The organism is Saccharococcus sp. Marseille-Q5394, from assembly GCF_946901335.1.
GTDB lineage: Bacteria > Bacillota > Bacilli > Bacillales_A > Planococcaceae > Sporosarcina > Sporosarcina luteola_C.
In genome coordinates this window covers 238,280-251,329 of the sequence record NZ_CAMPPQ010000001.1, presented here as the reverse complement: position 1 = coordinate 251,329, position 13,050 = coordinate 238,280, and the positions used below count along the sequence as shown (strand labels likewise).

Sequence of the window (13,050 nt, the reverse complement as noted above, 5' to 3'; positions counted from 1 at the left end):
CTTGGGTCTCCCATGCCTGCTGATGGCGTGGACCAACCGTTTCAATCAGCTTTTAATCAATTCCTCAGCGATTTGAACCGAATTCAGCGCCGCGCCTTTCAACAAGTTATCTGAAACGATCCACATATGGAAACCGGCAGGATGTTTCGGATCTTTGCGGATGCGGCCGACGAAAATCTCATCTTTCCCTTCAGCGAATAACGGCATCGGATACAATTGTGAAGAGGGGTCATCCTGGACGATAACACCCGGTGCATTTTCCATTGCGGAACGGATATCGGCAACGGTTGCATTTTCATCATCCGTTTCGATATACACGGATTCCGAATGCCCTGTGACGACAGGCAACCGGACGCATGTGGCAGTGACAGCCATCTGCTGATCGCCGAATATCTTTTTCGTTTCGTTCATCATTTTCAGTTCCTCTAAAGTGTACCCCGATTCATCGAAAACATCGATTTGTGGAATGACGTTGAACGCGATCGGATAATGGCGTTCTGCAGAAGCGCTTGGAAGCAATTCTGCTTTAATGTTTGCACGGTCCGCAAATTGCGTACTCTGCTGGTCTAGTTCATCAATCGCTTCAGCACCCGCTCCTGAAACCGCTTGATACGTCGATACGATGATTCGGTTGAGGCCAAATTTCTCTTTGACCGGCTGAAGCGCTGCAACCATTTGAATCGTGGAACAGTTCGGGTTCGCGATGATTCCTGAATGACTCTTCAATGTATGTGGATTCACTTCAGGAACGACGAGCGGAATGTTTTCATCCATCCTGAATGCACTAGTATTATCAATGACAACCGCACCGCGTTTTACCGCTTCGTGCGCAAACTTTTGAGAGATGGAACCTCCTGCACTGAAAAATGCGATGTCGACGCCCTCAAAAGATTCGGGAACCGTTTCTTCGACAATATATGTTTGAGCTCCGGCAGTAATTTCCATTCCTGCCGAACGCTTCGAAGCTAGCAATTTAATCGACTTAGCAGGGAAATTCCGTTCTAAAAGCTTTTCAAGGATTTTAGTTCCAACCGCTCCAGTTGCTCCAACGATTGCTACATTCAAATTTTCTCTATTCATCTCAATCTCCCTTTCATTTTACGGACCGGCGGATATATATACAGCTCCTTGTTTATTGATGCAACTGGTTGAATTCCAGTTTTAATCATCAACAAAACCATATCCTGCGTCCTATAAGTGTTTATTGGAGAAAGTATATCATATTAGGAAGTTTTCTGCTTTGTATCTTTAGTTTTATTTATGAATAATTAAAAGTGGTTGTAGTTGTCGGCGTTCGAGGGCTGCCGCCGCGGCTGGTACCATCAATGTAAAATCGGAGATTAATGAGTTCGGCTTTTTAAAAGGATCATCTTGACCGAATGGAATGAAATATACATTCTTCATGTTTAATAACTTCATGATGTTTGGCCCATTCAATCCTAATGCGTCATTTGTTGAAATGCCGAGCAGCACCGGACTGCCATTCCGTAAAGTGGCTTTTGCTGCCATCAATACAGGTGAATCCGTAGCAGCATTAGCGAATTTGCTGATTGAATTTCCAGTCATCGGCGCAATGATCATGCAATCGACTGGGGAACTTGGACCGAACGGCTCAGCTCCTACTATTGTGGAGATGACTTTTTCGCCTGTTGCTTCTTCAATTCTTGCGATCCATTCATCGCCTGTACCGAACCGCGTCGCAGCAGTGAGCACGGAATGCGTAATGACAGGAACGACGGTCGCCCCGTTTTCTTGCAAATTGCTAATGACGGGTAATATTTGGTCATACGTACAATGGGAGGCCGTAATTCCAAGACCGATTCTTTTCCCCTGTAGCATTTTTTTCCCCTTTCATCTACTATTCATCCTCAGTAATGCTTCGGACAAAGCCTTAGCTGCGTCCGCTGGAAAGTGTTTTCCCGGCAATCCGAGGTGTATTGTATAGTATTCATCAGGGGAATTGCCCTTTAGGCAACCGGGCGCAGATGCCAAATCAAAAATGCGCAATGTGGAGTCTGTTTCGACTTCCAGCCACTTCGCAGGTATCGTATTTACGAGTATACCTTCTACATCCACCAATCCGGTCGGCAAGTGCAATGTTTTGTAGCCGATTGCAGCCGCTTCGCCAAGCTGCTCCGGGGAACGCGCTACTATGGTTATAGAGGCTCCAAGCGATGCAAGGACTGCTGCAGTCATTTTTCCGACTTTGCCGAACCCGGCGATATAGAAGTGTTCACCTGAAATACGTCGTTTTGCTGAAGAATAGTATTCAAGCAGAAATCCCTCGGCTGTCAAAACTGCATTTTCCCAGACGAATTCCACTTCCTTCAAATACGGCCGGATGGTGAAGCCCGCTTCCGAAAAAGGAGCGAGCCAATCACTAGCAGCTACTCCCGGATAAAGGATTGCCGATTTATTAATTTTATCAACCGGAATGGCACCTTCCATTTGCAGAATTGGAAAAACGATATGATCGGGCGAGAATTCATCAAGGATGCCAGCTAACTGTGCCGAATAACCGTTTCCGTCATAATGGAACACATTAAAGCCGTTCTCCCCCATTATTCGGCTGCATTCAGATAATCTGAGGTCTGTTCCAATGAACAACCACCTTCCGTCAATTATCGTCAATGTCAAATTCCCCCAGACTATATGTTTTTCCAAATAGGATGCGATGTTCTCCTATCAATACGATTTCACTCCAAGGGATGAATTCCGAAGTCTCCTGCTCTTTGTTGCGGAATGGGAATCGTCCATATTTCTTTTTCACTTCGAAGCCGATGATCTCTCCCGTTTTTCGATTGAAGATTAAATCCGTATCTGCAAGAAATCCATAGCGAATTCCTTCCTCTACTTGAATTAGCTCTTTTTGCGCCATTTCAGATAGCAGCATATCCTTGCCCCCTTCTAATTGTCCTGACTTATCATATGATTCAAGGGAGGCAAAGCTGCACATTTCTACAGTCAGATTCTATCACCGTTTTTTGGGCGCGATGATTGAAATTGCACGGTCACGGGCAAACGTTTCACATGCAATCTTATTGACATTGTCCAGCTGCACATTATCAATCTGTTCGACAACTTCCTCAATCGACTTATGCTCTACTAGAATCAGTTCGTTCTTTCCGTTCCGGTGCATTCTCGATTCCGAACTTTCAAGGCCAAGCAAGAAACTTCCTTTCAATTGCTCTTTCGCATTATGCAATTCCTTCGCAGTAACCCCATCCGAGACGATTTCACCTATGAGCTGATCCATCGTCGATACCATCTCTTCTAAATGTTCCGGTCCGGTACCCCCGTAAATGACGAATGATCCCGTTGCCAAATAGGATGAATAATAGGAGAACACGGAATAAGCAAGCCCCTTCTCCTCCCGAATCTTTTGGAACATCCGTGACGACATCGTGCCACCGACGATGCTATCCAGCAGAATTAGATCATGGAGCCTATCATCAGTAAGGGCCAAGCCGGGGTACCCGATGCTAATATGCGCCTGTTCAATATCTTTATATTTTGTTGAGTTTCCACTATGAAAAACAGGATGGGATCCTGCATTCGTTTCCGTCATGTTCTCACGGGCTACATATGAATTAAACAGGTTTTCGATGAAGCCGATTAATTTATCATCATAATTTCCCGCAACTGAAATGACGATGTTACCAGCTGTGTAATGCTTTGAAATATAATGTTCGATCATTTCCTTATCAAAACGTTTAATCGTTTCCTTTACGCCACCGATAGATCTTCCTATCGGATGCTTCGGATACATGACCGACCAAAGGCGTTCATCGACATCATCATCGGGTGTATCTTCCACTGATGCAATTTCATCCAAGATGACGGATTTCTCCCTTTGCATGTCTACTTCGTCGAACTGCGAATTAAAAAACATATCCGCCAAAATTGTCAGGGCTTCTTCCGCATGATGATCAAGCACCGTTGTATAATAGCAAGTCATCTCTTTGGACGTGTAAGCGTTTATATCCCCGCCCATCCCGTCGAATTGTTCCGCTATCATTTTTGCGGTGCGCGTTTTCGTTCCTTTGAAAAGCATATGTTCGATGAAGTGGGAGAGCCCCCATTCCTTTTCCGTCTCATTGATGGAACCGGCCTTTATAAATAGGCCGATTGCCAATGAGCGAACATAAGGCATCTTTTCATGGATGATTCTAATGCCGTTATGACTGATTTCTTTTTGTATCAATTTTTTACCCCCGTTTAAAAGAATAAAAAGCCTCCATCTTCACGCCATCGTAAAGAGGGGCTTTCCATTATAGTATGCTAATCAGTTATTCGCTCTTCCCTTTTTCAGCCGCTTCTTTCTCTTCTTTCAAAACGACTTTGCGGGAAAGGTTCACACGTCCTTGATTGTCGATCTCGATGACTTTTACAAGTAGTTCATCGCCCATCTTCAATACATCCTCCACGGCCTTCGTACGCTCTTCCTGAATTTCAGAAATATGGAGAAGTCCATCTTTACCAGGGAAGATCTCTAGGAATGCACCGAATTTCTCAATCCGTTTCACTTTTCCTAAATGGTATTCTCCGACTTTTGCTTCACGGACGATGTTTTCAATCATCGCCTTCGCTTTCTCATTCATGTTCGAATCAGGAGAAGAGATGTAAATCGTCCCATCTTGTTCAGTGTCGATTTTAACATTCGTTTCCTCAATGATTTTATTGATCACTTTCCCGCCAGGTCCGATGACATCACGGATCTTGTCAGGATTGATACGAATCATGATGATCTTCGGAGCATATTGTGATAGTTCTTCACGCGGCGTAGAAATTGTCGATATCATATGTTCAAGGATGTGCATCCGTCCGATTTTCGCTTGAGCTAATGACTCTTCTAAAATTTGACGGGATAGTCCTTCGATTTTAATATCCATTTGCAAAGCTGTAATTCCTTTTTCAGTTCCAGCCACTTTGAAGTCCATATCGCCGAGATGGTCTTCCATTCCTTGGATATCGGAAAGGACGGAATAGTTGTCCCCTTTTTTCACAAGTCCCATTGCGATTCCCGCGACTGGAGCTTTGATCGGGATGCCCGCATCCATCATCGCCATTGTAGAAGCGCAGATTGATGCTTGGGAGGATGAACCATTTGACTCCAATACTTCCGCTACAAGACGGATCGTGTATGGGAACTCCTTCTCGTCGGGAATGATTGCCTCGAGTGCTCGTTCACCTAAAGCGCCGTGACCGATTTCACGACGGCCTGGTCCACGAATCGGGCCAGTTTCCCCTACGCTGAAATTCGGGAAGTTGTAGTGATGCATGAATCGCTTCGACTCTTCAAGTCCGAGACCGTCGATAATTTGAACTTCACCAAGAGCCCCTAATGTACAAACGCTTAGCGCCTGAGTTTGTCCACGTGTGAACAGACCAGAACCGTGTGTACGTGGCAAAATGCCTACTTCAGTGGACAGTGGACGAATTTCATCCAAACCACGGCCATCAGGACGGACTTTTTCGTCAGTGATGAGTCGGCGGACTTCTTCTTTCACAAGATGATCCAAGATATTCTTAACTTGCTTCATCGTTTCTTCGTCCGACTCTTCATTTGTGTAGTGTTCCATTACTTCATTTTTCACAGCATTAATCGCATCTTCACGAGCGTGCTTCTCTTCTGTCTGGATCGCATTGATCAGATCGTTCTCACACTTGGCCTTCACTTCAGCCAACAGATCTTCGTCAAGTTGGAATAAAGTGATTTCCATCTTTTCCTTGCCTACTTCAGCAATGATTTTCTCTTGGAGTTCAACCAGCTGAATGATCTGCTCATGACCGAACATGATTGCTTCGAGAATGATATCCTCGGCAACTTCCTTCGCGCCTGCTTCAACCATGTTGATGGCATCTTTTGTCCCAGCCACTACAAGGTCAAGTTCACTTACTTCCAATTGTTCAGGAGTCGGATTCACGATGAATTGTCCATCGATACGGCCGACTTGTACGCCTGCAATCGGTCCTTCAAACGGAATGTCGGAAATCGACAATGCGAGTGATGATCCGAGCATAGCTGCCATTTCAGAAGAACAATTCTGATCGACTGACATGACGAGTGAAATGACTTGCACGTCATTTCGGAATCCATCCGCGAACAATGGGCGGATCGGGCGGTCAATGAGACGACTTGTCAATACAGCCTTCTCTGAAGGACGTCCTTCACGTTTGATGAATCCGCCAGGGATCTTCCCTACAGCATAGAGTCTTTCCTCATAGTTAACTGTCAGCGGGAAGAAATCAAGCGGTTTCGGTTTCTTCGAAGCGGTCGCTGTAGATAGGACTGTTGTATCTCCGTATCTGATAAGCACAGCGCCGTTCGCTTGTTTCGCAAGCTGGCCCGTTTCAATCGTTAACGGTCTCCCAGCCCATTCAAATGAATAAACCTTTTTTTGTTCTGTCATTATGGTACCCCTCTCTAATTTCAAACATGGATAGCATACGAAGTATGTATTACGTAGTAGTGTATCAAAAAAGAAGGACATATGCGAAAAATATCATTCAATAAAAAAAAGCGGGCAAGGCCCGCTTTTCGTATACATCTTATTAACGGCGAAGGCCGAGTTTAGCAATAAGATCACGGTAACTTTGAACTTCAGTTTCGCGTAGGTATTTAAGCAACTTACGACGACGACCGATCATTTTTAAAAGTCCACGACGTGAGTGGTGGTCTTTCTTATGAGTGCCCAAGTGAGCGTTCAAATTGTTGATCTCTTCAGTAAGGATAGCGATCTGAACATTAGCAGATCCAGTATCGTTTTCATGAGTTTTGAATTCGTTGATCAATTCATGTTTACGTTCTTGTGTAATAGCCATCCTTTTCACCTCCTAATAATTAAATATCCCCAAATCCCGAGCAAACGTTGGTGATTCGAATTGCCAAGGAAAGGTTAGTGCTGTTGCACTGATTTATCATAACATGAGCGGATTATGGATGCAACTAAGAAGTCCATTTTCAAACTGCTACTTTCCGTTCCAGGCGGACGCTTTCCAATCGAACAGCGAAGGGTTCGATTTGCCGTATTTCTGCGCCTTTTGCAGAAATTAAGGCAGCCTCATCCTGCTCCCTTAATGTCGCAGAAAACATTGCTCGCAACGCTACGCTTGTGCTCGCAAACGCCGTTCTACGTTACGGCGTTCGCTAATCCCCCAGGAGTCGCCGCCTTGCACTCCAAGTAGCAAGAATCACCGTTAACGGATTATTAGTTCATTTTGTTCAACAATAGTCTTGCGGTTTCCTTGTCCTTCCCTATTTGTTCAATCAGTTCGTCAACTGAATTGAATTTCTGTTCTGGGCGGATGCGGGCGATCCAGTCGACTGTTGCTTCTTTTCCGTACAAGTCTGCATTGAAGTCAAGCACATGGACTTCTACGCTTGGTTTCACTTTAGCGGGGTCGTGGAAGGTAGGTTTCACCCCGACATTGCATACGCCTTTATATGATTGTCCATTAATGGTGAATAGGACTGCGTAAACCCCGTTTGCAGGCAGGATGGTATCTTCGTCAATGGATACGTTTGCCGTCGGAAAGCCGAGCAGCCTGCCTCTCTTTTCGCCGTCGATGACAGTTCCGACCGTTCTGAACGGTCTTCCAAGCAATGAAGCGGTCTTCTCAACGCCCCCTTCGGAAAGAAGCTTACGAATCCGGGTTGATGAGATCTTATCTTCAGAATCCGTAACTTTTTCGATGACCGTCGTTCCGTATTCTTCATTGGAAAGCGAAGCCATCTGTTCCATCGTGCCAGCACCTTTCGAGCCGAACGTGAAGTCGAAGCCGGCGGTGACATGCTTGATCCCTAGGCCTTTAATAAAAATTTCAATGAATCGCTCCGGCGAAAGGGAAGCAAGGTCCCAGTCAAATGTAACAATGAAAAGGACATCTATCCCCATTTCTTCCAGGAGACGTGACTTTTCCGGGTACTTGGTAATGTAACCGATTTTTTCTCTACCCTTGCCAAACAGGTGTGATGGATGAGGGTCGAACGTCATGACGGCGGAACGGATTCCTAATTGCTCCGCTTTAGCTTTTGCTTCTTTTATCACTGTTTGATGTCCTTTATGCAACCCGTCGAAAAAACCGATGGCTAGCGAAAAAGGGCCTTTGTCATCGATAGTTGTTTGAGATGGATAGTGCAAATGGTAAATTTCCATGAGATTCTCTCCTACTGATTGAATGGAAACATCTTATCAGGTTTCATCAATCCTTCTTTTGTCGGATGCTTGCAATAGATCGCAATCGCCTTTTCCATTTTCGTAAAAACGATGGCCTCCCTATCATCTAGTGAAGGATGCTGCGGTAAAACTTGTCCGTTTATTATCTTACCATATAAATCATCATCTATTTCGACAAGTTCAAACTCGCCAAGTGCCTCTTCAAGCGGTCGGATTTGTTGTCCAAGAGTGTTTTGAACTTTCTGCTCTGCCACTTCCTCAAGCGTCAAACAATCATCTTTACGGAAGTTTCCGGAAGCTGTCCGGACTAAATTTGCCATATGGGCGGGATACCCAAGCTTTTCACCGATTTGTACGGATAATGTTCTGATATATGTTCCTTTTCCGCATGCAATCCGGATTACGAACTGAATCTCTTCCCCTTCGAACGACTCCCGTTCGTCGAGCAATTCGATTTCGTATATATGTACTGTTCGTTCGGGTCTTTCAACTTCAATTCCTTTTCTTGCGTATTCGTACAGCCTTTTGCCATTCACTTTTACAGCGGAATACATTGGCGGTATTTGAACAATCTCACCGGTAAGCTGCTCAAGTACTTGAAGAATAGCTTCCCGGCTAAGTTTTTTGTAGGAATCATCTGCTGAGACGATCGCGCCATCTGCATCCTCAGTTTCAGTTGAAGTACCGATTGAGACGGTGGCAATATACTCCTTACCTGAGTCAGTGATGTATTCCGCAACTTTTGTAGCTTGTCCAAGACAAATCGGCAGGACGCCTTCCACGTTTGGATCAAGTGTCCCAGTATGCCCAACTCTTTTCATACCTAAGATTTTTCTCAGCTTGAATACGCAATCATGCGAAGTCATCCCTTTTTGTTTCCATAAAGGTAGAATCCCATCCATATACATCCTCCTCATTTACCTTTAGTAAGCAAAATGGAGGAAGCCGGAAAGTCCATTTGGACGCCGACTTCCTCCAATCATTCATTCATTCTTCTTCTTCACTGTTCACTTGACGAAGCAGTGATTCGATACGATTTCCGTATTCGACGGAATCATCAAATGCAAATTCGATTTCCGGTGTCTTCCTGAGTCTTATCCGCTGCCCGATCTCCGTACGGATAAACCCTTTTGCCTTCGTCAGGCCGGCAAGAGTTCCCTCTTTTTCCGCTTCATTTCCAAGTACTGAAATGAATATAGTTGCCTGTTGCAGATCCCCCGTCACTTCAACGTCCGTCACAGTGACAAAGCCGATGCGAGGGTCTTTCAATTTTTGGCCAATGATTCCGCCTAATTCTTTCTTCATCTGTTCAGCAACACGATTCGCACGCATAGACATGGATGGTCACCCCGATTCCGTATCAATAGTAGTCAAGTATCATTTCTGTCATTTCCCATTCCGGATTCGATTCCAAAAAACGGATGGCTCTTCTCGTCTCCCCTTCGGCAGCGTCTTTTAAGGACGCGACCGAAACGAGAGCAATTGTAGTTCTTTGCCATAAGTCTTGATGATCGATTTCGGCGATGGAAACGTTAAATTCATTTTTTACACGATCTGTCATTCTTTTCAAGACGGATCGTTTGCCTTTCAACGAATGGACGTCAGGGATGAAGAATGTGCATTCCGCATAGACGATCATGCCCGCTTGATTTCCTCCATGATGAAGGCTTCAAAGATGTCGCCTTCTTTAATATCATTGAAGTTTTTCACGGTAATTCCGCACTCATAGCCTCTAGCAACTTCTTTCACATCGTCCTTGAATCTTTTCAATGTGTCGAGTTCGCCTTCGAAGATCACGATATTATCCCGTAGGACACGTACGCCTGCGTCACGGGTGATTTTTCCTTCCGTTACGTAGCTTCCCGCAATCGTTCCGATTTTCGAAACTTTGAATGTTTCACGTACTTCTGCTTGGCCGATCACTTTTTCTTCATACTCAGGATCTAACAAGCCTTTCATAGCGGATTCGATTTCCTCGATCACCTTATAGATGACGCGGTGCAATCGGATATCGACGCCTTCTGCTTCAGCTGCACGTTTAGCATTGACATCTGGACGGACGTTGAAACCGATGACGATAGCATTGGATGCTGCCGCTAGGGAGATATCCGATTCGTTAATGGCGCCTGCTCCAGTATGGATGATCCGGACATTGACACCTTCAACTTCGATTTTCATAAGGGAAGCTGCCATGGCTTCGACTGTTCCTTGTACGTCAGCTTTGACGATAAGGTTCAATTCCTTCATTTCCCCTTGTTTCATCTGATCGAATAGGTTATCAAGCGTTACACGTGTTTTCTCGCCGCGTTGCTCCTGCAATGCGTCACCTGCTCTTGATTCAGCGATTTGACGAGCTGTCTTTTCATCTTCGAAGACGACAAAACGATCGCCCGCTTGCGGTACATCGCTAAGACCAGTAATTTCAACCGGCGTAGATGGACCTGCTTCCTTCACCCGGCGGCCAAGGTCGTTAATCATAGCACGTACTTTCCCGAATGTGTTTCCAACGACAATTGGATCACCTACACGAAGCGTTCCATCCTGGACGAGAAGCGTTGCGACCGATCCTTTTCCACGATCCAATTGTGCTTCAATGACAGAACCTTTTGCACGGATATTCTTGCTTGCTTTCAATTCCGCGACTTCTGCCACCAACAAGACCATTTCTAATAGCTGATCGATTCCCTCACCTTTTAAAGCTGAAATCGGTACGAAGATCGTATCCCCACCCCATGCCTCAGCCAATAAGCCATGCTCTGTCAGCTCCTGCATGACTCGGTCAGGGTTCGCAGTTGGTTTATCCATTTTGTTTACAGCTACGATTATCGGCACTTCAGCAGCTTTCGCGTGGTTGATCGCTTCAACTGTTTGAGGCATGACACCGTCATCAGCTGCCACGACAAGAATCGTGATGTCTGTTACTTTTGCTCCACGCGCCCGCATTGTTGTAAATGCTGCGTGGCCAGGTGTATCCAGGAACGTGATCTTCTTGCCATCAGCGTTGATCTGATATGCGCCGATATGCTGTGTGATACCACCAGCTTCCCCTTGTGTAACCTTCGTATCACGGATCGAATCGAGAAGCGTCGTTTTACCGTGGTCAACGTGACCCATAATTGTTACGACAGGAGGACGCTCTGTCAATTCCGCTTCAGTCTCTTCAGGTTCCTCGAAGTAAATTTCAAGATCCGTCACATCGATACGGATTTCTTCTTCCACTTCCACTTCATATTCCGCACAAATCAACTCGATAGCATCTTTATCCAGCTCTTGGTTGATCGTCGCCATGACGCCAAGCATAAATAGCTTTTTGATGATTTCGGATGGTTCCCTGCCGAGTTTGTTCGCAAGTTCACCGACTGTAAGCGATTCATAGAATGTGATCTTTTCCGGCAATGGTTTTTCCACTTTCGGCATTGGTGCAGGACGATGTCTTCTCCGTCCTTGGTTAATACCCCGTGCAGGTGGTCTTCCGCCGCGTCCAGCAGGTCGATTTCCGCCTGGAGCCCCTTGTCCTGGACGTTGGCCGCCCTGAGTTGCCGGACGGTTTCCTGTTTGCGCCCCTTGGCCAGTGCGTTGACCGCCTTGAGATGCAGGACGGTTGCCGCCTTGCGCGCCTTGACCTGGACGTTGACCGCCTTGAGATGCAGGGCGGTTGCCGCCTTGAGCGCCTTGACCTGGACGTTGGCCGCCTTGAGATGCAGGACGGTTGCCGCCTTGCGCGCCTTGACCTGGACGTTGACCGCCTTGAGATGCAGGGCGGTTGCCGCCTTGAGCACCTTGCCCTGGACGTTGGCCGCCTTGAGATGCAGGACGGTTGCCGCCTTGCGTGCCTTGACCTGGACGTTGGCCGCCTTGAGATGCAGGACGGTTGCCGCCTTGAGCGCCTTGTCCTTGACGTTGACCGCCTTGAGCGCTTTGTCCTGGACGTTGACCGCCTTGAGATGTAGGACGGTTACCGCCTTGGGTGCCTTGTCCTTGACGCTGGCCGCTCGGTTGCTTGTTGTCCTGGCCATTGCCTGTTGGACGTGATGCATTTGAAACTGGTTTCCGGTCATTGTTTCCACTTCGAGGCTCGTCAGATGGAGTAGAACCGCCTTTACCGAAACGTTGATCCAATTTTGATGTCGCCTCTCTATCAAGCATCGACATATGGTTCGTTACATTCACATTTATTTTCCCAAGCTCCTCGATGACTTCTTTACTCGTCCGATTCACTTGCTTCGCGTATTCGTGTACACGTATCTTCGTCATTAGCCCACCCCCGGTTATATTCGTTGAGGAGCCCGGATAATTTTCCGGCAAAGCCGGCATCCGTTAACGCGAGTACGACCCGCGACTCTTTTCCGATTGCATGGCCGAGAGCTTCCCGGCTCCCGAACACATGCTTCTCAACGTTGTAAAAACTACATTTGTCATTTACTTTTTTCTGTGTGTTTTTTGAAGCATCCTCAGAAACGATGACCAAGCGAGCATTACCCGATCGCACTTCTTTGACGACCAGCTCTTCACCGGTAATCAGTTTCCGGGCCCTCGCAGCCATTCCTAACAATTGAAAGATCGCTGTAGGATTCATTTCAATGCCTCACGACGGATTGCATGTAGAAGATCATCATAGACTTCCTCAGGCACCGATGTTCCAAGCTGGCTTTCAATCGATCTATTGCGTTTTGCAGTTTCAACAGCCTTTTCAGTTTTAGATACATATGTACCACGTCCTGATTTTTTGCCTGTCAGATCGACCGAAACTTCACCTTCTTTTGTGCGGACAATGCGGATCATTTCCTTCTTTGGCAACATCTCGCCTGTCGCCGCACATTTACGCAAAGGTATTTTCTTTTTGCTTGTCATGGGCAGTCATCCTTTCAAC

Annotated in this window: 14 protein-coding genes; all 14 read right to left on the bottom strand. The window is 46.2% G+C overall.

Features of this window, described 5'->3' with window-relative positions; all coding sequences use genetic code 11:
- Nucleotides 1-45: 45 nt before the first annotated feature.
- Complete coding sequence (locus OC538_RS01240; protein WP_251694772.1) at nt 46-1,080, bottom strand: aspartate-semialdehyde dehydrogenase; 1,035 nt, start codon at nt 1,078-1,080, stop codon at nt 46-48.
- A 174-nt stretch (nt 1,081-1,254) separates the two neighbouring features.
- On the bottom strand, nt 1,255-1,839 hold the full coding sequence (locus OC538_RS01235) for a dipicolinate synthase subunit B (protein WP_251694773.1): 585 nt from the start codon (nt 1,837-1,839) through the stop codon (nt 1,255-1,257).
- 12 nt (nt 1,840-1,851) lie between these two features.
- The gene (locus OC538_RS01230; RefSeq protein WP_251694774.1) at nt 1,852-2,631 is read right to left on the bottom strand and encodes a hypothetical protein; all 780 of its coding nucleotides are present in this window, start codon (nt 2,629-2,631) and stop codon (nt 1,852-1,854) included.
- On the bottom strand, nt 2,618-2,893 hold the full coding sequence (locus OC538_RS01225; protein ID WP_251624057.1) for a YlmC/YmxH family sporulation protein: 276 nt from the start codon (nt 2,891-2,893) through the stop codon (nt 2,618-2,620). The genes OC538_RS01230 and OC538_RS01225 overlap by 14 nt, the downstream gene beginning before the upstream one ends.
- 81 nt (nt 2,894-2,974) lie before the next feature.
- Nucleotides 2,975-4,204, bottom strand: coding sequence for a M16 family metallopeptidase (locus OC538_RS01220; RefSeq protein WP_262172960.1), 1,230 nt, complete (start codon nt 4,202-4,204; stop codon nt 2,975-2,977).
- 85 nt (nt 4,205-4,289) lie between these two features.
- The gene (pnp, locus tag OC538_RS01215) at nt 4,290-6,413 is read right to left on the bottom strand and encodes a polyribonucleotide nucleotidyltransferase (RefSeq protein ID WP_262172959.1); all 2,124 of its coding nucleotides are present in this window, start codon (nt 6,411-6,413) and stop codon (nt 4,290-4,292) included.
- Nucleotides 6,414-6,555: 142 nt separating this feature from the next.
- A complete protein-coding gene (gene rpsO, locus OC538_RS01210; RefSeq protein WP_251694777.1) occupies nt 6,556-6,825 on the bottom strand; it encodes a 30S ribosomal protein S15 in 270 nt (89 codons plus the stop codon).
- 386 nt (nt 6,826-7,211) lie between these two features.
- Nucleotides 7,212-8,159: a bifunctional riboflavin kinase/FAD synthetase gene (locus tag OC538_RS01205; RefSeq protein ID WP_262172957.1), complete on the bottom strand. Its 948-nt coding sequence runs from the start codon at nt 8,157-8,159 to the stop codon at nt 7,212-7,214.
- An 11-nt stretch (nt 8,160-8,170) separates the two neighbouring features.
- On the bottom strand, nt 8,171-9,082 hold the full coding sequence (gene truB, locus OC538_RS01200) for a tRNA pseudouridine(55) synthase TruB (RefSeq protein WP_251694779.1): 912 nt from the start codon (nt 9,080-9,082) through the stop codon (nt 8,171-8,173).
- Between the two features lie 85 nt (nt 9,083-9,167).
- Nucleotides 9,168-9,518 (bottom strand): 30S ribosome-binding factor RbfA, encoded by a 351-nt coding sequence (rbfA, locus tag OC538_RS01195; protein WP_262172956.1) that lies wholly within the window; start codon nt 9,516-9,518, stop codon nt 9,168-9,170.
- Between the two features lie 22 nt (nt 9,519-9,540).
- Entirely contained in the window at nt 9,541-9,819 is a 279-nt protein-coding gene (locus OC538_RS01190; RefSeq protein ID WP_251694781.1) for a DUF503 domain-containing protein, read from the bottom strand.
- Entirely contained in the window at nt 9,816-12,434 is a 2,619-nt protein-coding gene (gene infB / locus OC538_RS01185; protein WP_262172954.1) for a translation initiation factor IF-2, read from the bottom strand. Before infB ends, OC538_RS01190 begins: the two co-directional genes overlap by 4 nt.
- Nucleotides 12,382-12,756 (bottom strand): YlxQ family RNA-binding protein, encoded by a 375-nt coding sequence (locus OC538_RS01180; protein WP_262172952.1) that lies wholly within the window; start codon nt 12,754-12,756, stop codon nt 12,382-12,384. Before OC538_RS01180 ends, infB begins: the two co-directional genes overlap by 53 nt.
- A complete protein-coding gene (gene rnpM, locus OC538_RS01175; protein ID WP_251694784.1) occupies nt 12,753-13,031 on the bottom strand; it encodes an RNase P modulator RnpM in 279 nt (92 codons plus the stop codon). Before rnpM ends, OC538_RS01180 begins: the two co-directional genes overlap by 4 nt.
- Between the last annotated feature and the right edge of the window lie 19 nt (nt 13,032-13,050).

Bases quoted from the DNA above. Each gene is read 5' to 3' on its own strand.
- OC538_RS01240 (WP_251694772.1), bottom strand. From the start codon at position 1,080: ATGAATAGAGAAAATTTGAATGTAGCAATCGTTGGAGCAACTGGAGCG.
- OC538_RS01235 (WP_251694773.1), bottom strand. From the start codon at position 1,839: ATGCTACAGGGGAAAAGAATCGGTCTTGGAATTACGGCCTCCCATTGT.
- OC538_RS01225 (WP_251624057.1), bottom strand. From the start codon at position 2,893: ATGCTGCTATCTGAAATGGCGCAAAAAGAGCTAATTCAAGTAGAGGAA.
- pnp (WP_262172959.1), bottom strand. From the start codon at position 6,413: ATGACAGAACAAAAAAAGGTTTATTCATTTGAATGGGCTGGGAGACCG.
- rpsO (WP_251694777.1), bottom strand. From the start codon at position 6,825: ATGGCTATTACACAAGAACGTAAACATGAATTGATCAACGAATTCAAA.
- OC538_RS01205 (WP_262172957.1), bottom strand. From the start codon at position 8,159: ATGGAAATTTACCATTTGCACTATCCATCTCAAACAACTATCGATGAC.
- truB (WP_251694779.1), bottom strand. From the start codon at position 9,082: ATGGATGGGATTCTACCTTTATGGAAACAAAAAGGGATGACTTCGCAT.
- rbfA (WP_262172956.1), bottom strand. From the start codon at position 9,518: ATGTCTATGCGTGCGAATCGTGTTGCTGAACAGATGAAGAAAGAATTA.
- OC538_RS01190 (WP_251694781.1), bottom strand. From the start codon at position 9,819: ATGATCGTCTATGCGGAATGCACATTCTTCATCCCTGACGTCCATTCG.
- infB (WP_262172954.1), bottom strand. From the start codon at position 12,434: ATGACGAAGATACGTGTACACGAATACGCGAAGCAAGTGAATCGGACG.
- OC538_RS01180 (WP_262172952.1), bottom strand. From the start codon at position 12,756: ATGAATCCTACAGCGATCTTTCAATTGTTAGGAATGGCTGCGAGGGCC.
- rnpM (WP_251694784.1), bottom strand. From the start codon at position 13,031: ATGACAAGCAAAAAGAAAATACCTTTGCGTAAATGTGCGGCGACAGGC.